This is a genomic window from Mycobacterium ahvazicum, assembly GCF_900176255.2.
Taxonomy (GTDB): domain Bacteria; phylum Actinomycetota; class Actinomycetes; order Mycobacteriales; family Mycobacteriaceae; genus Mycobacterium; species Mycobacterium ahvazicum.
Map to the genome: position 1 here is coordinate 329,131 of NZ_FXEG02000002.1, position 20,766 is coordinate 349,896.

The following is a 20,766-nucleotide window of genomic DNA, read 5'->3' on the forward strand; positions in this document are numbered from 1 at the left end:
GACTCTCCTTATTTCACGTTCGGCGGGATCACGATGACCGTCGAGGTCGTCGCGATGTCGTCGAGTGCCACCGCACCGGGAACCCGCACGGCGGGTGCAACGGCACGGGTGGCGGCCCCGCCGACAGCGCGGCCGGCCAGGCTCGACAACGCCGTCGGGGCGAACATGCCGTCGTCGGCGGCCACCGCGGGAGCCGCCTCGAGCATGGTCTCGGGCAACTCCGAGGCAACCGTTCTGATCGCCGGAACAGCCGACGCCCAATTCGCGGGCACCGACAGCGCGCCGACCGTGCCGGCACGCCCCGCCGCGGCCGCCACCGCCCCCGCCGGGTGCAATGCACCGGCCCCGGTCAACAGGTCGCTGTGCAGCAACGGCGCCAAAACCCCGAGCAGTGGTTTGGGGTGCAGCAGCGGGCCGATGCCTTGGATGCCCGTGCCCACAGACGGGATGCTGATCGCGACCTGGTACCAATTCCTGAACAGGCCCGCGATCCCGAGCGGGTTGTAGGGCCCGGCCACGAAGTTGGTCATGAAGCCGTTGAACGTCTTGAGAATCCCCGTGATGTCCTTGATGCCCAACGGGACCTCGGCCGCTGCCGCGTTCACGGTGGCGTTCGCGGCGAGGGCTTGCACCGCGGCCGGCGCCTGAACCGATGCTTGTGACAGCGCCGATTCCGCATCGGAGGCAGCCGACGACTCGGCCGCGGCGGCGACCACGGCCGACTGGTCGGCCGTCCCGCTCTCGGTCGTCGTCGTTGGGGGTGCGGTGAACGGAGTCAACCGGGTCGCAACTTCGGAGGCCGCGGCGTAGCCGTACATCGCGCCGGCGTCTTGGGCCCACATCTCGGCGTACTGGGCCTCGGTGGTCGCGATTGCCGGCGTGTTCTGACCCAGGATGTTGGTCGCGGTCAGCGTCGCCAACAACGCCCGGTTGGCCGCGACCACCTGGGGCGCAACGGTCGCCGCGAAGACGGCCTCGAACGCGGCGGCCGCGGCCTTGGCTTGCAATGCCGTCTGCTCGGCTTGCGCGGCAGTGCTTTCCAGCCACGCGATGTACGGCGCCGCGGCAGCCAACATCGACGTCGCCGAGGGTCCAAGCCAACCGCTGAGCAGCTCGGCGATGATGGACCCGTAAGACGCTGCCGTTGAACGTAATTCGCTGGCCAACCCATCCCAGGCAGTTCCGGCGACCAACAGCGGCGCCGACCCCGGCCCAGAGTAGATCTTGCCGGAGTTGATCTCCGGAGGTAACGCTCCGAAATCCATTGCCTTCCCTCCGCCGGCCCCTTGATCGCTGACATCGTTGAACGTCAACAACATTGACCGACTTCGACCATCGCCGGTCGACGACCGTGATTGGTTGTCAGTCATTGAGCTGCTCTCGTGGCCAGTACGCTAGCCAGCCCCGGCGGAAAACTCGGTCGCCCACTTGGCCGTCGCGACGGTGCCCGGCTCCGGGTTGAGATTCGGCGGCCGGCCAGGCGAGGCGCCGATGAACCCGTCTACCTCGCGTTAACGCCGAAGCTCGGCAGGGTGAACACATATAAAACACACACTCGACGTATAGCGGCCGACGATGTCGTTAATTTAAATCTCCCCACCAATAATTCGGGTCCGCGCCAGCAAACGTGCCGAACGGTAAGTGCGCACCCCGCGCGCTGCCACCGTGGCCGCAGATCCGACCCGTGCCACGAGACGCTCCGCGCCGGCAAAGGCCAGTTGAACGGTTTGATGCGTGGACAACACATGGCCCGAAATCGGCACCACAATCGGCCGGTGCAGCCGGCTGACCGGCTCGGCCCTGGTTAACTGCCGGAGAGCCTCAGTCGCGCCGGCTCAACACGGCCGCGCGTCCGGCGATCCCGACGGCGAAAACCGCCAGCCCCGCGGCCGCCGATTCCCACGGCAGGGTGGCGACCAGCAGCAGGCACCCGGCCAGTCCGACACCATTCATCAGCCGGCGACGGCGCAATGTATACGCGGCGGCGTTGGCGATCGCGTAGTAGATCAGCACCCCGAACGACGAAAAGCCGATGACTCCACGCAGATCCGCCGCACTCACCAGAACGCAGACCACCACGCCGATCGCGATCTCGGCGTGGTGTGGCACCCGGTGTTCCGAGTGCACCGCCGCCAGCCAGGCCGGCAGATCCCGGTGCCGGGCCATCGCCAGGGTGGTGCGCCCGAGTCCGGCGATCAGTGCCAGCAGCGCGCCTAGGCTGGCCAGCGCGGCCCCGATCGAGATCACCGGGACCAACTCCGGGGCGCCGGCCGCGCGCACGGCCTCGGCCAGTGGGGCAACGGCATTCGCGAGCCGGTCGGGTCCCGCGGCCAGTAGTGCGGCCACCCCGACAACCAGATAGATCACCACCGCGATCGCCAAGGCAATTGAAATCGCGCGGGGGATGGTGTGGGCCGGGTCGCGAACCTCCTCACCCATCGTCGCGATGCGGGCATACCCGGCGAACGCGAAGAACAACAGGCCCGCCGACTGCAGCACTCCGTAAATCGAGCCGGTGAACCACGAGCCGCTCAGGTGGGCGATATTCGGCTTGCTCATCGCGATACCGATGACCACGGCGGCCAGCGCAATCAGGGTGCATACCAACAGAATTCGGGCCAGCATCGCGGTCTTGGTGACGCCGCGGTAGTTCAGGGTGGTCAGCAGGACCACGGCGGCGATCCCGACGATTCGCTGCAACCACACCTGCGCCCCGGGAACCGCATAGGCGGCAACGGTGAGCGCCATCGCCGCGCACGACGCCGTCTTGCCGATCACGAATCCCCACCCAGCGATGAAGCCCCACCACGGGCCGAGGCGTTCCCGGCCGTAGATGTACGTCCCGCCCGACGTCGGATACTCCGCGGCCAGTTGCGCGGACGAGGTGGCGTTGCAGTAGGCGATCACCGCGGCCAGCGCCAGACCGATCAGCAGACCCGCGCCCGCGGCGCGCGCGGCCGGGCCGAACGCGGCGAACACCCCGGCCCCGATCATCGACCCCAATCCGATGACGACCGCGTCGGTCGTGTTGAGCCGGCGCGCCAGCTCGGGTTGATCTTCCATGTCCGCCTACCAGTGCGTGACCATGACGGTATTGACCAGGAGTGCACCGGCCGCGTTGATGGCCAGCCACATACGGTGCGACCGCACCGCCAGCAGCGCGGGCGCGGCGGTGAGCCAGATCGTGAACGGCAGCCAGATCCGTTCCACCTCGGCCTTACTCAGCATGCTCAGGTCGGCGCAGACGATCGCGGCCAGCATGGCCAGCAACAGCAGGTGAAAGCCGGATCGGCGGCGGATGGCGGCGCCGTCGAACACCCGGGTGATGCCCGCGACACCGCCGAGGCCGATCGCGCACACCACGCAGGCCAGATTAGCCCACCACCAATACTGGAACGGCCGGTCGTGGGCGATCCCCTGCCAATAGCGCTGCTGGACAAGGGTGTAGCCGTCGAACCAGTAGAACCCGGCGACGGCGAAGGTCACCGCGACCGCCAACGCGGTCACGGTGGCCGGGCCCAGTGCCCGCAGCGCCGGGCGAAAATCCTTGGCCGAGAAGAGCACGGCCGCGGCGGGAAGGCCCAGCAGCGCCAGGCCGTAACTGAGGAACACGCACCAGCCGAGTAGCAGCCCGGCGGCAGCGGCGATCAGCGCCGGGAAACGAACCTGTCGGTGTACGGCCACGGCCAAAAGCGCGATGCCCCACGCCGCGACGCCGGCGAAGTAGCCGTCGGCCGAGACCGCCACCCAGATCGCCGTCGGCGCTATCGCGACGAACGGGGCGGCCAGCCGCGCGGTCTGCTCGTCGGCCACAGCGCGGATGGCGATCAGCACGGCTGCCGCCGAGCTGGAGCCGACCAGCAGGCACCACAGGCCGGCCCACGCGCCGCCGTGCAGACCGAGGCGGTCCAGCCAGACGAACGACAGGAGCGCGCCCGGCGGGTGCCCGGACACGTGGGTGATCCAGGAGTTGGGCTGGTAGTCCAGAATCCGGGTGGTAAACGTGCGCACCGTCGCCGGAATGTCGCGGATGCCCGGCACCTGGGTCACATATTCGTCCCGGGTGGTCAGCCGGCCCGCGAAGCCGCGCTGCCAGCCGTCGATCATGGCCAGCGCGAATGCCCACCCGCAGGCCAGTGCCCAGGTGCCCAGCGTCAGCGTCCGCCACGAAAGCCGTTGTGCGACAGAGGGTCCCCACACGACTGCGGCAACCGCGAGCAGTATCGCCGGGCCGGTTCCCCAACTGGCGTGCACCTCCCAGGCGCCGAACAACGGTGCTGACTCGGCGTTGGTGGCAAAGCGCTCCGGACCCAGGTCGAGGCGGGGCCGCACGCCCCAATCCAGCGACGGCAGCACCACCGCGGCGGCAACCAGGCCGGCACCGGCCGCGGCGGCCAGCATTTCCCGGCGAGCCACCCTCACGATCGGCCGGCCTCGTGATCGGCACCGAACCGGTGGACCAGCGCCGCCCGGTCTACTTTGCCGATACCGCGGCGGGGCAACGCGTCGACGATGTGCAACTCGCGCGGGGCGGCGGTGGTGTGCAGGATGCCGGCCACATGTGTGCGCAGCGCGTCCAGCGTCGGCGGTCCGGAGCCGTCACGCACCACGATCGCCGCGACCACCCGCTGCCCCAACCGGTCGTCGGCCAGTCCGAACACCGCGCAGTCGCCGACCGCGGGGTGGGTGCACAGCGCGGCCTCGACCGGCTGGGGCAGGACCGTCAGCCCGCCGGTGCTGATCGCGTCGTCGGCGCGGCCCAGCACGGTCAGCACACCGGAGTCGATTGCACCCAGGTCGTCGGTGCGGAACCAGCCGGGCTCGGCGAACGGGTCCGGATCAACCGGGTTGCGATAGCCCTTAGCCACTGTGGCGCCGCCGATCACGATGCGCCCGTCGTCCACCCGCAGCCGTACGCCGTCCAGTGCGACGCCGTCGTATACGCAGCCGCCCGCCGTCTCGCTCATCCCGTAGGTGCGCACCACCGTGATTCCCGCGGCCGCCGCGGCGTCGAGCACCGGTCGGGGAGCGGGTCCGCCGCCCAGCAGTACGGCGTCTAATTCGGCGAGCGCGGCGGCAGCCGCGGGATCGGCCAATGCCTTGGCCAGTTGGGCGGCGACCAGCGACGTGTATCGCCGGCCGGCGCTCAATGTGCTTACCGCACGCGGCAATTCGGCGGCGTCGAACCCGTGGGAGACATCCAGCTCGACGGGCGCCGAACCGGCCAGCAGACTGCGCACCAGCACCTGGATGCCGGCGATGTGATACGGCGGCAGAGCCAGCAGCCAGCTGCCCGGCCCGCCGAGACGGTCATGGGTGGCGGCTGCGCTGGCGGCCAGGGCCGCGGCAGTCAGCAAGGCGCCCTTGGGTTTACCGGTGGTTCCCGACGTCGTCACAACCAAAGCGACGTCGTCGTCGATGGCCTCGCCCACCCGCAGCCCGCGCAGGTCGTCGTTATCCTGTTGCGCCGCAACGAACGCCGAGTCACGCCCGGCCAGCACCCGCTCCAGCGCGGGCAGCAACACTGCGGTGGCGGAGCCGGGCGAGACAAACAGCGCACGCAGAACAGCTATGCGTGCGCTCCGCCATCGAGGTCGTCGACTTCGTCGTCATGCGGGTCGTCCAACGGCCAGCCCTGGGCGGCCAGCCGCGCCCGCACCCGCTCGATGTCCTCGGGCGACGGCAGCTCATCGGTGAGTTTGCTGATCATCACGCCGATGTCGATATTGTCGAAATCGCCGCGTTCCATCAGCGCGTTGGCCACGAGTCGGACCTCGTCGTTGGACAGTCGGTTGGCCAACAGCGCCAGCAGGGCGAAGGTATCCGTCGGGGGAATGCCCTCCGGATAACCAGCGCGCAACCACGAGACGACGGAGGTTAGGAATCGGTTCATTCGATCAACTCCGCCCGGGGGCTCGGTAGTTCGGTGGACGACGATTCGATGTTACTTAAGCTTGGCCCCTAGGAAGGGGTACCCGGTGTGGTGCGCAATGAAATCGCGCGCGATGAACAACACACCGACGATGATCACGGTCACCACCAGTGCGTAGATCAACCAGGCCAGAGCCGACAGCATCGGGTTCGGTTGCGACGTGGAGCCGTCGGCGCCGGCGTGACCGGAGCCGAGCGCTTGCAGCCGGATCCCGACGGCGAACAGCCCGGGCAGGAAGGCGCCGGCCAGCATGCTGAAGAGCAGGATCTTCAGGGTTGCTTCGTAGTTGAACCACTCGCTCAGTTGACTCATCGGACGCTACCCCACACTCACGTCGTCGGAACCGGCCGCAGCGCCTACCTTGGCGCCACTGGACGGCTTGGCCTCGTCGAGCCCGGCGGTCAGGTCGCCCTTCCAGTCGTCGTTGACGTTGTGCTGGTCGACCTTGTTCTTGCGAGACCGGATGTAGATGGCCGCCGAGGTGGCGACCAGAAGCCCGAAGCCGACGACGGCGCCGGGGTATCCGCCGATGTAGTGGACGATCCAGTAGGTGACGGCACCGACCAGGCCGGCCAGCGGAAGCGTCACCACCCAGGCAACGGCCATCCGGCCGGCGACACCCCAGCGGACCTCACCGCCGGGCTTGCCCAGCCCGCTGCCCATCACCGAGCCGGTGCAGACCTGGGTGGTCGACAGCGCGTAGCCGAAGTGGGCGGACAGCAGAATCACTGCGGCAGAGGACGATTCGGCGGCCATCCCCTGCGGCGACGTGATCTCGACGAGTCCCTTGCCCAGCGTGCGGATGATCCGCCAGCCGCCCAGGTAGGTGCCCGTGGCCATCGCGATGGCGCAGCAGACGATGACCCACATCGGCGGGACCGCGGCGCTCTTGCTGACCGAGCCGTAGGACATCAGGGCCAGGAAGATGATGCCCATCGTCTTCTGCGCGTCGTTGGTGCCGTGCGCCAGCGAGACCAGCGACGCCGAGCCGATCTGGCCGCGCCGGAACCCGGCTTCGGTGCGCTCCTTCCCCAGGCCCCGGGTGATCCGGAAGACCGCCCAGGTCGCGCAGGCGCCGACCAACAGGGCCACGAACACCGACACGACGGCCGGGATGATCGCCTTGGACATCACGCCCGACCAGATCACCCCGTGCGCGCCGACGGCCGCGATCGTGGCACCGATGATGCCTCCGATCAGCGCGTGCGACGAGCTCGAGGGGATACCGAGAAGCCAGGTCAGCAGGTTCCAGACAACGCCGCCGACCAGGCCGGCGAACACCAGTTCCAGCGAGACGATGCTGGAATCGATGAGGCCCTTGGCGATGGTGGCCGCAACGGTGGTCGACAGGAACGCGCCCACCAGGTTGAGCACCGCGGAGAGCGCGACGGCTGTTTTGGGCTTCAGCGCGCCACTGGCGATCGAGGTCGCCATGGCGTTCGCGGTGTCATGGAAGCCGTTGGTGAAATCGAATGCCAATGCCGTGACTACGACAATGATTAGGAGGAACAGTTGTATGTCCACAGCGCCTGATTCTGGTGGTAGGGGGATTAAATTGTCGAATGCTGGCATGGGTGAAACTCAGGTAATTTATGAACCGTCGCCAGATGTTACCTGTCAGTTAACCGGTCGTTCCCTGCTGTTCACCTCGGGTGTCGCGGCGTAACGGGTGGTCGCCCGGGACCTCGACGAAGATGAGCGTAACGCCATCCGGATCGGTCACATGCATCTCTTTGAGACCCCACGGTTCGGTACGGGCCTCGCGGGCAATCGGCACCCCGCGGCCGACCAGCTCGGCCTGGGTTGCCTCGATGTCGCGCACCTGCAGCCACAACGCGCCGGGGAAGGGTCCGCGGGACCCGTGGGTATCGCTCCAGCCGGCCAGCTCCAGCAAAGACTGACCCGCGAAAAACACTGTGCCAGCGCCATAGTCGCGATAGATGGCCAGGCCGATTTCGTCGCGGTAGAACGTCAACGACCGCTGATAATCAGCCGGCCGAAGCAGCATTCGGCTGAACAGGATCTCCATAGCTCGTGTCTATCACGTCGCCGTCGCGCGCTGGCTTGGCGGCGCGGCCCCACAACCCTGCGAAGACCGGCGGTCAGCTCCCGTTTTCGCGATTGGGCTGAAGGTTCTGGCGCTGCATCAGGGTGTTCACCCAGCGGGGTCCGATGGTGTCGAGTGCCCGCGCCGCGATCGCCATCCGCGGGGCGATCCGCACCGGCCGGGTTCGGGCCGCGGTGACCATCCACTCGGCGGCTTCTTCTGACGTCAGCGCGGGCAATCCGTCATAGGCCTTAGTCGGCTCGATCATCGGCGTGGCCACCAATGGGTAGTACAGCGTCGTCGAGTGCACACCGCGCCGGCCCCACTCGGTTTCGGCGACCCGGCTCACCGCGGACAGCGCCGCCTTGGACGCGTTGTACGGAGCGAACAACGGCGACGCCTCGGACAGCACTCCCCAGGTCGAGACGTTGATGATGTGGCCGTCGCCGCGCTGCAGCATTCCCGGCGCGAAACCGCGGATGAGCCGCAGCGGCGCGTAGTAGTTGAGCACCATGGTCCGCTCGACGTCGTGCCAGCGCTCCAGCGAGTCGGCCAGCGGCCGGCGGATGGATCGGCCGGCGTTGTTGATCAAGATGTCGATCCCGCCGAGACGTTTGTCGACGTCGGTGACCAAGGCGTCCACGGCATCCATGTCCGAGACGTCGCACGGGACGGCGACGGCGTCGCCGCCCGCGACGGTGATGCGCTCGGCCAGCGCGTCCAGTAGTTCCTGGCGCCGGGCGACGACGACCACGGTGGCGCCGTGCTCGGCCAACCGTTCGGCGCCGGCTTCGCCGATGCCCGACGACGCCCCGGTCACCAGGATGCGCTTGCCGGCGAGCTCGACCGGCTTGATCGGTGGGCGGTTGACCAGAATCTGCGGCGATATCGGGGGCCGCATGGTGGCCAGGACCAGCTGGTCGGTGATTCGGCGAAGCGGACTCTTACCCACGGGACGCGAGTCTAGGTGGGGGCGCCGAGCGTCACGCCAGCGTGGCGTTCGGCCTCGAGCGTCACGCCAGCGTGACCCGCTAGAAGTAGCGGGGGAAGGGGCTCCAGTCCGGATCGCGCTTCTGCAGGAACGCGTCACGGCCTTCGACCGCCTCGTCGGTCATGTACGCCAGCCGGGTGGCCTCGCCCGCGAACAGCTGCTGGCCGACCAGGCCGTCGTCGAGCAGGTTGAACGCGAACTTGAGCATCCGTTGCGCCTGAGGCGATTTGGCGTTGATCTCGCGCGCCCACTGGATGGCTTCGGATTCCAGGTCGGCATGGTCGACGACGGCGTTGACCGCGCCCATGTGATGCATCTGTTCGGCGGTGTACGGGCGGCCCAGGAAGAAGATCTCCCGGGCGAACTTCTGTCCGACCTGACGGGCCAGATACGCGCTGCCGTAGCCGCCGTCGAAGCTGCCGACGTCGGCGTCGGTCTGCTTGAAGCGGGCGTGCTCGCGGCTGGCCAGCGTGAGGTCGCAGACCACGTGCAGGCTGTGCCCGCCGCCGGCGGCCCAGCCGTTGACCAGACAGATGACCACCTTGGGCATGAACCGGATCAGCCGCTGCACCTCGAGGATGTGCAGCCGGCCGGCGCGGGCGGCGTCGACGGTGTCGGCGGTCTCGCCGGAGGCGTATTGGTAGCCCGAGCGCCCGCGGATGCGCTGATCGCCGCCGGAGCAAAACGCCCAGCCGCCGTCCTTCGGGGACGGGCCGTTGCCGGTCAGCAGCACCACGCCGACGTCGGGGGACATTCGGGCGTGGTCGAGCACCTGGTACAGCTCGTCGACGGTGTGCGGCCGAAACGCGTTGCGCACCTCGGGGCGGTCGAACGCCACGCGGACCGTGGCGTCGTCGACGTGGCGGTGGTAGGTGATGTCGGTCAGATCGCCGAAGCCGTCGACTTCTCGCCAGACCTGCGCATCAAATGGGTTGTCACTCAAGGCTGTTCAACTCCTATACGGGGTCCAGGCGGAACACCGCGCAGCGGCCCGCCAGACGCTCGAACTCGTCGGGACTGCCCTCGGTGACGAGTCCGGCCCGCTTCATGAATCCCACACCCGTGGGCACCTCTTGAGGGAACACCCGCAGAATCGACCGGGCGTCGGCCGCGGACAACTCCACCATCCGCACCCGCTCGGTCCGGCGGCCGCGGGCCACGGTCGCCTGTTCGGCGGCCCGCACGTTGGCCACCCAGTCGGCGCCGGGGAATCCGGCGACGACGTACTGTTTGCCGTCGACGGTCATCGGTGTCACCGGCGTCGCGCGCTCGCGTCCCGATCTGCGTCCCCGCACCGTCAGCACGACAGGGCTTTCGCCGCCGAAACTCATTCCCAGCCGCGACATCTGGATGAAGAGTTTGTTCGCCGGCTTCAGCCACCACGGGGGCCTGATCGGTTTACCCATGCGACCACAGTAGTCAGGTTTGCGGCGCCTCCAAGAAGCGTTGGACTCCGTGCGCCCACGGGTCGGCGCCGGGGGTGGCGACGGCGTCCAGCCTTTTCAGGGCGTCCGCATCCAGCGTGACGTCCGCCGCGCCGATGTTCTCCTCGAGGTGCGCGATCGACTTCGTGCCCGGGATCAGCAAGCTGTTCGGCGCGTGCGCCAGGATCCAGGCCAGCCCGATCTGCGACGGCGTGGCGCCGATCTCGCCGGCGATGTCGACGACGACGGGGTTGTCGGTGGCCTTAGGGAAGCCCGGGAACGCCGAGCCCAGCGGGAAATACGGCACCCAGGCGATGCCCTCGGCCACGCAGACGTCGACCATCTCCTCCTGGGAGCGGTCCAGCAGGCTGTAGGCGTTCTGCACGCACACGATGCCGGCGGGCAGGGCGCGCCGCAGCACGTCGAGCGGCACGCTGCTGATCCCGATCGCGCCAATCTTGCCCTCGTCGCGCAGCGCGATCATCTCGGCCAGCTGGTCGTCGAGGTCGACGATCTGATCGCCCTCGGCGGCCACCCCGGGGCCAAGGTCCATGCGCCGCAGGTTGACCACCGGCACACGGTCCAGGCCGAGCTGGCTCAGGTCGTCCTCGACGGCGGCCCGCAGCTCGGCGGGCCGCTGCGCGGCGGCCAGCGGAATCGGTTCGTCGCCGGTGTAGCGCGCGCCGACCTTACTGACGATGACGAGGTCTTCCCCATACAGCGAGCGGTAGGGGGCCAGCGCCGCGCGGATGCGGCGATTGACCTCGCCGGGGCCGTAAAACGAGGCCGTGTCGATGTGGTTGACGCCGAGTTCGACGGCGCGGCGCAGCACCGCGGCGGCGTCGTCGGGCGAGGTCTCGAACAGCTGCATGGCGCCGTACCCGACGCGGGCGACCGCCGCCGTGCCGATGCTGCCCAGGCCGCCGGGCTGTGGTTTGTCCGTCATGGTGCTCCTTATCCCGTGCGACACTGGGGAATGCGGAGGCTCCTCCGCTTGGCCGAGAGTAGCAGAAACGGAGGGCCCTCCGCTTGGCTGACAGCTCCCGGTCCGACGCGCGCCGGAATCGCGAAAAGCTCCTCGAGGTGGCGACCGCGGCGTTCGCCACCGCCGACGGGCGCGCGGTGTCCCTGGAGTCGATCGCGCGCGCCGCCGGCGTCGGCATCGGCACGCTGTACCGCCATTTCCCCAGCCGGGAGGCGCTGGTCGAGGCGATTTTCCGCACCGAGCTCGCCGAGGTGGCCGCGGCCGCCGGGCAGCTGCTGGACCGGCACCCGCCCCAAGTCGCCCTGCGGCGCTGGATGGACCGCTACGCCGGCTTCGTGGCCGCCAAGCGCGGTATGGCCGAGACGCTGCATGCGATCTTCGACTCCGGCGCCATGGAACCCGGCCACACCCGCGACAGCATCCCCGGCGCCGTCGACCTGCTGCTGCGGGCGGGCGCCGACGACGGCAGCCTGCGCGACGACGTGCGCGCCGACGACGTGGTGTCAAGCCTGATCGGCATTTTTCTGGCCAGCGGCTCGCCGGAGCAGACCGGCCGCATGCTCGACCTGCTGGTCGCCGGCATAGCCACGTAGGCCGTTCCATCGACCGCCAGCGTCACGCCAGAGTGACCGCCGACCGCGAGCGCCACGCTGGCGTGACGCTCGGTGCGGAAACTCAGCCCACCGAGCGGCCGGCGCCCTCCCAGAACCGCGCGCGGACGGCCTTCTTATCGGGCTTGCCCAGCGCGGTCACCGGCACCGACTCGACGACGATCACCTGCTTGGGCGACTGCACCGAACCCTTGCGCTCCTTGACCGCGGACTGGATCTCGACGGTCACCTTCGCCACCGACTCCTCGTCGGACGGGTGGTCGGGCCGGAGCACTATCACCGCGGTGACGGCCTCGCCCCACTTCTCGTCGGGCGTGCCGATCACGCAGACCTGCGCGACGGCCGGATGCTCGGCGACGACGTCCTCGACCTCGCGCGGGAACACGTTGAACCCGCCGGTGACGATCATGTCCTTGACCCGGTCGACGATGAACCAGAAGCCGTCCTCGTCCTCGCGGGCCATGTCGCCGGTGTGCAGCCAACCGTCTTTGAACGTCTTGGCCGTCTCCTCGGGCAGGTTCCAGTACCCGCCGCTCAGCAGCGGCCCGGACACGCAGATCTCGCCGACGTCGCCTTGCGGCACGGGGTTGCCGTCGGCGTCCAGCAGTGCGGTGCGCGCGAACAGCGTGGGCCGTCCGCAGGAGGTCAGCCGCTTCTCGTCGTGGTCCTTCTTGGCCAGATACGAGATCACCATCGGGGCTTCGGACTGCCCGTAGTACTGGGCGAAGATCGGCCCGAAGCGGCGGATGGCCTCGGCCAGCCGCACCGGGTTCATCGCCGAGGCGCCGTAGTAGACGGTCTCCAGCGACGACAGGTCGCGGGTGTGCGAATCCGGGTGGTCCATCAGGGCGTAGATCATCGACGGCACCAACATGGTCGCGGTGATCTTCTGCTCCTCGATCACCCGCAGCACCTCGGCCGGATCGAACTTGGTCAGCACCACCAGCTCGCCACCCTTGATGATGGTCGGCACGAAGAACGCCGCCCCGGCGTGCGACAGCGGGGTGCACATCAAAAAGCGCGGGTTCTCGGGCCACTCCCACTCGGCGAGCTGGATCGTGGTCATCGTGGTGATCGACTGCGCGGTGCCCAGCACGCCCTTGGGCTTGCCGGTGGTGCCGCCGGTGTAGGCCATCCCGCCGATGTGGTCGGGCGGAAGGTCCGCGGCCACCAACGGCTTCGGGGAATACTTCGCGGCTTCGGCCACCAGGTCCACCGCGGAATCGCCCAACGCCTCGGGGACCGGGCCGATGGTCAGGACCTGCTTGAGGCCGGGCACCTTGTCCAGCAGGCCCAGCGCGCGCTCGACGAACATCGGGTTGGGGTCGATGATCAGCGACGTCACGCCGGCGTCGCCCAGCACGTAGGCGTGGTCGTCCAGCGAGCCCAGCGGGTGCAGCGCCACGCGCCGATAGCCTTGGGTCTGCCCGGCGCCGATGATCATCAGCACCTCGGGCCGATTCAGCGACAGCAGCCCGACGGTCGCGCCGGTGCCCGCACCGAGCGCCTCGAACGCCTGGATGTATTGGCTGATGCGCTCGGCGAGCTGTCCACCGGTCAGCGTGGTGTCGCCGAGATGCAGCACCGGCTTGTCCTTATTGCGCTTGAGCGCACCGACTGTCAGGTGTCCGGAATGAATGGGATGGCGCAACAGATCGTCACTCATGGGGCAAGACTAGAACGTGTTGCAATTCTTGTCTGCCACCCCCTCGGCAGGCGGCGGCAGCACTAGGCTTTCTGCCCATGGCGCAGGCAGATCTCGTCGTTACCGGAACCATCCTCACCGTCGATGACGCGAAGCCCACCGCGGCGGCGCTCGCCATCGCCGATGGCCGCATCGTCGCCGTCGGCGACCGGTCCGAGGTCGAGACGCTCATCGGCCAGGCCACCGAGACGATCGATATCGGCGACGGCTGCGCGATGCCGGGATTCGTTGAGGCACACGGACATCCGCTGATGGAGGCCGTCGCGCTGTCGGACCGGATCGTCGACATCCGGCCGGTCACCATCCCCGGCCCCGACGACGTCGTCGCCGCGATCCGTCGCGAGGTCGCCCGGCGCCGATCGACGGGCGCCTACCTGAACGGCTGGGACGCGCTGCTGCAGTCCGGCCTGCCCACCCCGACGCTGGCGTGGCTGGACGACATCGCCCCGGACGGACCGCTGGTGATCATCCACAACTCCGGGCACAAGGCCTACTTCAACTCGCACGCTGCGCGTCTCAACGGGTTGACCCGCGACACCCCAGACCCCAAGGGCGCCAAGTACGGCCGTGACGCCAGCGGTGACTTGGACGGCAGCGCCGAGGAGATCGGCGCGGTGTTCCCGTTGCTCGGTGGCGCCATCTCGGCCGACAGCTACCCGGCGATGTTGCTGGCCGAGTGCGCCCGGCTCAATCGGGCCGGGCTGACCACCTGCTCGGAGATGGCATTCGACCCGAACTTCGGACCGATGGTGGCGCAGTTGCACGACCGGCTGACGGTCCGGCTGCGCACCTACGAGGTCTCCAACCCGAAGATGGCCACCGCCGCCACGCCCGGCCAGGGTGACGACATCGTCCGTCAGGTCGGCATCAAGATCTGGGTGGACGGCTCGCCCTGGATCGGCAATATCGCGCTCTCCTTTCCCTACCTGGACACCGAGGCCACCCGCGCCATCGGCATCCCGCCGGGTTCGTGCGGCTGCGCCAACTACACCCCCGAGCAACTGCGCGAGATCGTCGGTGCCTACTACCCGCTGGGCTGGCAGATGGCCTGCCATGTGCAGGGCGACGCCGGCGTGGACACCATCCTCGACGTCTACGAGGAGGCCCTCAAGCGCCACCCCCGCGACGACCACCGGCTGCGCCTCGAGCACGTCGGGGCCATCCGGCCCGAACAGTTGCAACGCGCCCACGACCTCGGCGTGACCTGCAGCATCTTCGTCGACCAGATCCACTACTGGGGTGACGTCATCGTCGACGGGTTGTTCGGCGAGGAGCGCGGATCCCGTTGGATGCCGGCCGGATCGGCGGTGGCCACCGGGATGCGCATCTCGTTGCACAACGACCCGCCCGTCACGCCCGAGGAGCCGCTGCGCAACATCAGCGTGGCCGTCACCCGCACCGCGCCCAGCGGCCGGGTGCTGGCCCCCGAAGAGCGGCTGACGGTCGAGCAGGCGATCCGCGCGCAGACCATCGACGCGGCCTGGCAGCTGTTCGCCGACGACGTCGTCGGCTCGCTGGAGGTCGGCAAGTACGCGGACCTGGTGGTGCTGTCGGCCGATCCGCGCACGGTGCCGCCCGAGCAAATCGCCGATCTCGAGGTGCGGGCGACCTATCTGGCGGGCCGCCAGGTCTACAGCCAGTGAGGCCCGCTTTAGGCGAGCTGCTGGAGCGCCTGCATGTGGTGGCGCTGCCGATGCGGGTGCGGTTTCGCGGCATCACCACCCGCGAGGTCGCGCTGATCGAGGGACCGGCGGGGTGGGGCGAGTTCGGGGCCTTCGTCGAATACGGGCCGGCCGAGGCGTCGGCATGGCTAGCGTCGGGCATCGAGGGCGCCTACCGGCAGCCGCCGCCGGTGCACCGCGACCGCATCCCGATCAACGCCACCGTGCCCGCCGTGGCCGCGGCCGAGGTGCCCGGCGTGCTGGCCCGATTTCCCGGCGCCGGCACGGCGAAGGTGAAGGTCGCCGAACCCGGTCAGACGCTGGCCGACGACGTCGCCCGGGTCAACGCCGTGCGCGAACTGGTCCCGACGGTGCGGGTGGACGCCAACGGCGGCTGGACGATCGACCAGGCGATGCTGGCCGCGGCCGTGCTGACCGTCCACGGCCCGCTGGAATACCTCGAACAACCCTGCGCCACCGTCGACGAACTCGCCGAGCTGCGGCGGCGGATCGACGTTCCGGTCGCCGCCGACGAAAGCATCCGTAAGGCCGACGATCCGTTGGCCGTGGTCCGCGCCGGCGCCGCTGACATTGCGGTGCTCAAAGTCGCTCCGCTGGGCGGGATTTCGGCCCTGCTGGACATTGCCGCGCAGATCGACATCCCGGTCGTGGTCTCCAGTGCTCTCGACTCGGCGGTCGGCATCGCCGCCGGGCTGACGGCCGCGGCGGCATTGCCGCAACTGCGGCACGCCTGCGGGCTGGGCACCGGCGGGCTGTTCGCCGAAGACGTCGCCACGCCCGCTGCGGCCGTCGACGGCCACCTGGCCGTCGGGCCTGTTGCCCCCGATCCGGAGCGGCTGCACGCGCTGCGGGCATCGCCGCAGCGCCGACAGTGGTGGATCGACCGGGTCAAGGCGTGCTATCCGCTCCTTGTACCGTCGATCCAGTGATCAACCTGGCGTATGACGACCGCGGCAGCGGTGAGCCCGTGGTCTTCATCTCGGGCAGCGGCGGCCCCGGACGCACCTGGTTGCCGCATCAGGTCCCGGCATTCGTGTCCGCGGGTTATCGCGTGATCACCTTCGACAATCGCGGGATCGGCGCCACCGAAAACGCCGAGGGGTTCACAACGGACACCATGGTCAACGACACCGCGGCCCTGATCGAGTCCCTGGGTGCGGCCCCGGCGCGCATCGTCGGGGTGTCGATGGGCGCGTTCATCGCCCAGGAGCTGATGGTGGCGCGCCCCGAGCTGGTGAAGGCCGCGGTGCTGATGGCCACCCGCGGTCGCCTGGACCGCGCCCGTCAGGGTTTCCACGAGGGCGAGCAGGAGCTCTACGCTTCCAACACCGAACTACCGCCCGCTTACGAGGCGAAAGTCCGTGTGCTGGAGAACTTTTCGCGCAAGACAATCAACGACGACGTGCTGGTCGCCGACTGGATCACCATGTTCCGGGCCTGGCCGGTCAAGCGCACGCCCGGGTTGCGCACCCAGCTCAGCGTGTCCCCGCAGACCAGCCGGCTCGCGGCCTACCGCGGCATCAATACCCCGGTGCTGGTGATGGGCTTCGCCGACGACGTCATCACCCCGCCGCACCTGGGGCGCGAGGTCGCCGACGCCTTGCCCAATGGCCGCTACGTGCAGATCCCCGACGCGGGTCATCTCGGCTTCCTGGAGCGGCCCGAGGCGGTCAACAGCGTGGCGCTGAAGTTCTTCACCGACGTTTGAGTTCGTCGTCCGACGACGCAGCGCGGCGGCCGACGACGCAGCGCGGCGGCCGACGACGCGGCGCGTCGGGCATCGTCAGCGCGTGGGTTGATGGCGCGCTTCCTCTTCCCGACGCGACGCGTCGGGCATCGTCAGCGCGTGGGTTGATGGCGCGCTTCCTCGTCCCGACGCAGCGCGTCGGGCATCGTCAGCGCGTGGGTTGATGGCGCGCTTCCTCGTCCCGACGCAGCGCGGCGGGCATCGTCAGCGCGCTGTGACACCCTGTAGGAGTGAATCCCTCGACGACACAGGCTCGCGTCGTCGTTGACGAGCTGGTCCGCGGCGGCGTGCGCGACGTGGTGTTATGCCCCGGCTCGCGCAACGCCCCGCTGGCGTTCGCGCTGCAGGACGCCGATCGATCCGGCCGGATCCGGCTGCATGTGCGCATCGACGAACGCACCGCCGGCTATCTGGCCATCGGGTTGGCGATCGCGGCGGGCGCGCCGGTCTGTGTGGCGATGACCTCGGGCACCGCGGTGGCCAATCTCGGCCCAGCCGTCGTCGAGGCGAATTACGCGCGGGTGCCGCTGATCGTGCTGTCCGCCAACCGGCCCTACGAACTGCTGGGCACCGGGGCCAACCAGACCATGGAGCAGCTGGGCTACTTCGGCACCCAGGTCCGCGCCACGATCAGCCTGGGGCTGGCCGAGGACACGCCGGAGCGACTGGATGCGCTCAACGCCACCTGGCGGTCGGCCACCTGCCGGGTGTTGGCGGCGGCCACGGGTTCTCGCACCGCCAACGCCGGGCCCGTCCAGTTCGACATCCCGCTGCGCGAACCGCTGGTGCCCGATCCGCACAGTGCGGCGACGCCGCCCGGGCGGCCCGACGGCAGGCCGTGGACCTACACGCCGCCGGTCACCTTCGACCAGCCGCTGGAAATCGACCTGTCGCCGGACACCGTCGTCATCGCCGGCCACGGCGCCGGCGCGCAGCCCGCCCTCGCGCAGCTGCCGACGGTGGCCGAACCGACCGCGCCGGCGGCGGTCACCCCGTTACACCCGCTGGCCCTGCCGCTGCTGCGCCCGAAGCAGGTGATCATGCTCGGCCGTCCGACGCTGCATCGCACGGTCTCGACGCTGCTGGCCGACCCGCAGGTGCCGGTGTACGCACTGACCACCGGACCGCGCTGGCCGGACGTCTCGGGCAACTCGCAGGCCACCGGAACCCGGGCCGTCACCACCGGGACACCCAATCCGGCGTGGCTGGATCGCTGCGCACAGATGAACCGGCACGCGGTCGCGGCGGTGCGCGGCCAGCTGGCCGCGCATCCGTTGACCACCGGCCTGCACGTCGCCGCCGCCGTGGCGGATGCGCTGCGGCCGGGCGATCAGCTCGTGCTGGGCGCGTCCAACCCGGTCCGCGACGCCGCGCTGGTGGGGCTCGACACGACCGCCGTCCGGGTCCGGTCCAACCGCGGCGTCGCCGGCATCGACGGCACCGTGTCCACCGCGATCGGTGCGGCGCTGGCGCACGAACGCAACGGTACGGGCGAGAACCCGGCCCGCACTGTCGCGCTGATCGGCGACCTGACGTTCGTCCACGACAGCTCCGGGCTGCTGATCGGTCCGACCGAGCCGACGCCGCGGCATCTGACTATCGTGGTGTCCAACGACAACGGCGGCGGCATCTTCGAATTGCTGGAGCAGGGCGACCCGAGGTTCTCGGACGTGTCCGCACGGATCTTCGGCACCCCGCACGATGTGGACGTCGGTGCACTATGTCGCGCCTACCACGTCGAAAGCCGTCAGATCGAGGTTGACGAACTGGATGCGGCGCTCAACGAATCCGGCGCCGGCATGCGCGTGCTGGAGGTCAAGGCGGATCGGTCGTCGCTGCGCGGCCTCCACGCCGCCATCAAGGCTGCCTTGTGAAGTCACCAAAAGCATTGCTGCGCACTGTGATCCACGGCCGCAGCGATGAACCGCCGACCACGCCGGCGCGGATTACGTTGCGGCTGACCCGGATCGCGGTGCTGGTGATCGCCGGGCTGGTGACGCTGCAGTCGGTGTTGCTGGTGGCCGGCGCCTGGCGCAACGATCTCGCGATCCGGCACAACATGGGTGTGGCGCAGGCGGAGGTGCTCAGTGCGGGGCCCCGCCGGTCGACGATCGAATTCGTCACACCTGAGCGAGTCACCTACCGACCCGAGCTCGGCGTGCTATATCCGTCCGAATTAGCCACGGGTATGCGGATATACGTCGAATACAACAAAAACGACCCGAACCTGGTGCGAGTCCAGCACCGCAACGCCGGGTTGGCGATCATCCCGGCGGGATCGATCGCGGTCGCCAGTTGGCTCGTCGCACTGGTTGTGCTGGTGGGCCTGGCGCTGATAGACAAGCAACTGGACCGTCGCGACGCGGCCAAAAGTGCCGGTAGCAAAGACATATAACGTTTCAGCAGCAAATTTCGCGCCCTGTATGCCAGTCGGCAACCTTCGAGACAGGCAGTGCTGACACTATGGCCTGGTGCGCGTTGCGATCGTCGCAGAATCCTTTCTGCCTCATGTCAACGGTGTCAGTAATTCAGTAATCCGCGTACTAGAGCATCTGCGCCGAACGGGCCATGAAGCTCTGGTGATCGCGCCCGACACCCCGCCCGGTGAACCGCCCGCCGAGCGCATTCACGACGGTATCCGGGTACACCGGGTGCCGTCGCGGATGTTTCCGAAGGTCACCACGTTGCCGCTTGGTGTGCCCCGCCCGCGACTGCTCAAGGTGCTGCGCGGGTTCCAGCCCGATGTGATGCATCTCGCATCGCCCGCGCTGCTGGGCTACGGCGGCGTGCGAGCCGCGCGCTACCTCGGGGTGCCGACGGTCGCCGTCTATCAGACCGACGTACCGGGTTTCGCCGAGAGCTACGGCATCGGGATCACGACGCGCGCGGCGTGGGCGTGGTTCCGCCACCTGCACCGCCTCGCCGACCGCACGTTGGCGCCTTCCACGGCGACGATGGAATCGCTTGTCGCCCATCGAATCCCGCGGGTTCATCACTGGGCGCGCGGCGTCGACATCATGGGATACGCGCCGTCGGCGCGCGACGAGGAATTACGCCGGCACTGGTCGCCCGAAGGCAAGCCGATTGTCGGGTTCGTGGGCCGGTTGGCGCCGGAGAAGCATGTGGAGCGCCTGGCCGGCCTGGCCGCCGCCGGTGACGTGCAGCTCGTGATCGTCGGGGACGGCGTCGACCAGCAGAAGCTCCAATCGGCAATGCCCACAGCGCGATTCACCGGTGCGATGTACGGCGCCGAGCTCGCCGCGGCGTACGCCAGCATGGACGTTTTCGTCCACACCGGCGAGCACGAGACGTTCTGCCAAGTCGTGCAGGAGGCGCTGGCGTCCGGGTTGCCGGTGATCGCGCCCGACGCGGGCGGACCGCGCGACCTCGTCACGCCGTGGCGCACCGGATTGCTGCTGCCCGTCCCCGAATTCGAGCAGCGGCTACCCGAGGCCGTGGGGCATCTGCTGGCTGAGCGGCCGCGCTATTCACAAGCCGCACGCAAGAGTGTCCTCGCCCGCACCTGGCCCGCCATCTGCGACGAGCTACTCGGCCACTACACCGCCGTGCAATCCCCTATCGCCAGGGCGCGCGCCCGCAACGCACAACGCAAACTCGCGCAAGGCGAGTGACGTTGCGCCG

At 69.0% G+C, this 20,766-nt stretch carries 20 protein-coding genes; 7 read left to right on the forward strand and 13 right to left on the reverse strand.

The genetic code is table 11. From position 1 onward, the window contains the following. Positions 1-8: 8 nt before the first annotated feature. The 12 genes from MAAFP003_RS03800 to MAAFP003_RS03855 form a co-directional block, all read right to left on the reverse strand. Positions 9-1,265, reverse strand: a complete 1,257-nt coding sequence (locus MAAFP003_RS03800; protein ID WP_096290860.1) for a PPE family protein — start codon at positions 1,263-1,265, stop codon at positions 9-11. A gap of 556 nt (positions 1,266-1,821) precedes the next feature. Next, positions 1,822-3,063, reverse strand: a complete 1,242-nt coding sequence (locus MAAFP003_RS03805; RefSeq protein ID WP_096284577.1) for an APC family permease — start codon at positions 3,061-3,063, stop codon at positions 1,822-1,824. A gap of 6 nt (positions 3,064-3,069) precedes the next feature. Beyond that, complete coding sequence (locus MAAFP003_RS03810; RefSeq protein ID WP_096284579.1) at positions 3,070-4,422, reverse strand: hypothetical protein; 1,353 nt, start codon at positions 4,420-4,422, stop codon at positions 3,070-3,072. Further along, a complete protein-coding gene (menE, locus tag MAAFP003_RS03815) occupies positions 4,419-5,501 on the reverse strand; it encodes an o-succinylbenzoate--CoA ligase (RefSeq protein WP_243393918.1) in 1,083 nt (360 codons plus the stop codon). The genes MAAFP003_RS03810 and menE overlap by 4 nt, the downstream gene beginning before the upstream one ends. 68 nt (positions 5,502-5,569) lie before the next feature. Continuing rightward, entirely contained in the window at positions 5,570-5,893 is a 324-nt protein-coding gene (locus MAAFP003_RS03820; protein ID WP_096284583.1) for a DUF3349 domain-containing protein, read from the reverse strand. Between the two features lie 51 nt (positions 5,894-5,944). After that, entirely contained in the window at positions 5,945-6,244 is a 300-nt protein-coding gene (locus MAAFP003_RS03825; RefSeq protein ID WP_165796297.1) for a hypothetical protein, read from the reverse strand. A gap of 6 nt (positions 6,245-6,250) precedes the next feature. After that, positions 6,251-7,456, reverse strand: coding sequence for an inorganic phosphate transporter (locus MAAFP003_RS03830; RefSeq protein ID WP_096284585.1), 1,206 nt, complete (start codon positions 7,454-7,456; stop codon positions 6,251-6,253). A gap of 97 nt (positions 7,457-7,553) precedes the next feature. Next, the gene (locus MAAFP003_RS03835; RefSeq protein ID WP_096284587.1) at positions 7,554-7,961 is read right to left on the reverse strand and encodes a VOC family protein; all 408 of its coding nucleotides are present in this window, start codon (positions 7,959-7,961) and stop codon (positions 7,554-7,556) included. 73 nt (positions 7,962-8,034) lie between these two features. Beyond that, the gene (locus tag MAAFP003_RS03840; protein ID WP_096284589.1) at positions 8,035-8,931 is read right to left on the reverse strand and encodes an SDR family oxidoreductase; all 897 of its coding nucleotides are present in this window, start codon (positions 8,929-8,931) and stop codon (positions 8,035-8,037) included. Positions 8,932-9,010: 79 nt separating this feature from the next. After that, on the reverse strand, positions 9,011-9,913 hold the full coding sequence (locus MAAFP003_RS03845; RefSeq protein ID WP_096284591.1) for a 1,4-dihydroxy-2-naphthoyl-CoA synthase: 903 nt from the start codon (positions 9,911-9,913) through the stop codon (positions 9,011-9,013). 13 nt (positions 9,914-9,926) lie between these two features. Then, the gene (locus MAAFP003_RS03850; RefSeq protein ID WP_096284593.1) at positions 9,927-10,376 is read right to left on the reverse strand and encodes a nitroreductase family deazaflavin-dependent oxidoreductase; all 450 of its coding nucleotides are present in this window, start codon (positions 10,374-10,376) and stop codon (positions 9,927-9,929) included. A 13-nt stretch (positions 10,377-10,389) separates the two neighbouring features. Then, a complete protein-coding gene (locus MAAFP003_RS03855; protein WP_096284594.1) occupies positions 10,390-11,340 on the reverse strand; it encodes an aldo/keto reductase in 951 nt (316 codons plus the stop codon). Between the two features lie 83 nt (positions 11,341-11,423). Here MAAFP003_RS03855 and MAAFP003_RS03860 point away from each other — a divergent pair, with 83 nt between their 5' ends. Next, complete coding sequence (locus MAAFP003_RS03860; RefSeq protein WP_096284596.1) at positions 11,424-11,972, forward strand: TetR/AcrR family transcriptional regulator; 549 nt, start codon at positions 11,424-11,426, stop codon at positions 11,970-11,972. An 82-nt stretch (positions 11,973-12,054) separates the two neighbouring features. Here MAAFP003_RS03860 and fadD8 read toward each other — a convergent pair whose 3' ends face one another. Continuing rightward, complete coding sequence (gene fadD8 / locus MAAFP003_RS03865) at positions 12,055-13,656, reverse strand: fatty-acid--CoA ligase FadD8 (protein WP_096284598.1); 1,602 nt, start codon at positions 13,654-13,656, stop codon at positions 12,055-12,057. Positions 13,657-13,733: 77 nt separating this feature from the next. Between fadD8 and MAAFP003_RS03870 the strand changes: the two genes are divergently transcribed. The 6 genes from MAAFP003_RS03870 (at position 13,734) to MAAFP003_RS03895 (ending at position 20,756) form a co-directional block, all read left to right on the forward strand. Next, on the forward strand, positions 13,734-15,338 hold the full coding sequence (locus MAAFP003_RS03870; protein WP_096284600.1) for an amidohydrolase: 1,605 nt from the start codon (positions 13,734-13,736) through the stop codon (positions 15,336-15,338). A 50-nt stretch (positions 15,339-15,388) separates the two neighbouring features. Continuing rightward, positions 15,389-16,306 (forward strand): o-succinylbenzoate synthase, encoded by a 918-nt coding sequence (locus tag MAAFP003_RS03875; protein ID WP_423790880.1) that lies wholly within the window; start codon positions 15,389-15,391, stop codon positions 16,304-16,306. Beyond that, the gene (locus MAAFP003_RS03880; RefSeq protein ID WP_096284604.1) at positions 16,303-17,085 is read left to right on the forward strand and encodes an alpha/beta fold hydrolase; all 783 of its coding nucleotides are present in this window, start codon (positions 16,303-16,305) and stop codon (positions 17,083-17,085) included. Before MAAFP003_RS03875 ends, MAAFP003_RS03880 begins: the two co-directional genes overlap by 4 nt. Before the next feature lie 269 nt (positions 17,086-17,354). Next, the gene (menD, locus tag MAAFP003_RS03885; protein WP_096284606.1) at positions 17,355-18,998 is read left to right on the forward strand and encodes a 2-succinyl-5-enolpyruvyl-6-hydroxy-3-cyclohexene-1-carboxylic-acid synthase; all 1,644 of its coding nucleotides are present in this window, start codon (positions 17,355-17,357) and stop codon (positions 18,996-18,998) included. Beyond that, positions 18,995-19,519 carry a DUF3592 domain-containing protein gene (locus MAAFP003_RS03890; protein WP_096284609.1) on the forward strand — a complete coding sequence of 175 codons (525 nt, stop codon included), beginning with the start codon at positions 18,995-18,997 and terminating at the stop codon, positions 19,517-19,519. Before menD ends, MAAFP003_RS03890 begins: the two co-directional genes overlap by 4 nt. Positions 19,520-19,595: 76 nt before the next feature. Beyond that, positions 19,596-20,756, forward strand: coding sequence for a glycosyltransferase family 4 protein (locus MAAFP003_RS03895; RefSeq protein WP_096284611.1), 1,161 nt, complete (start codon positions 19,596-19,598; stop codon positions 20,754-20,756). Positions 20,757-20,766 lie beyond the last annotated feature (10 nt).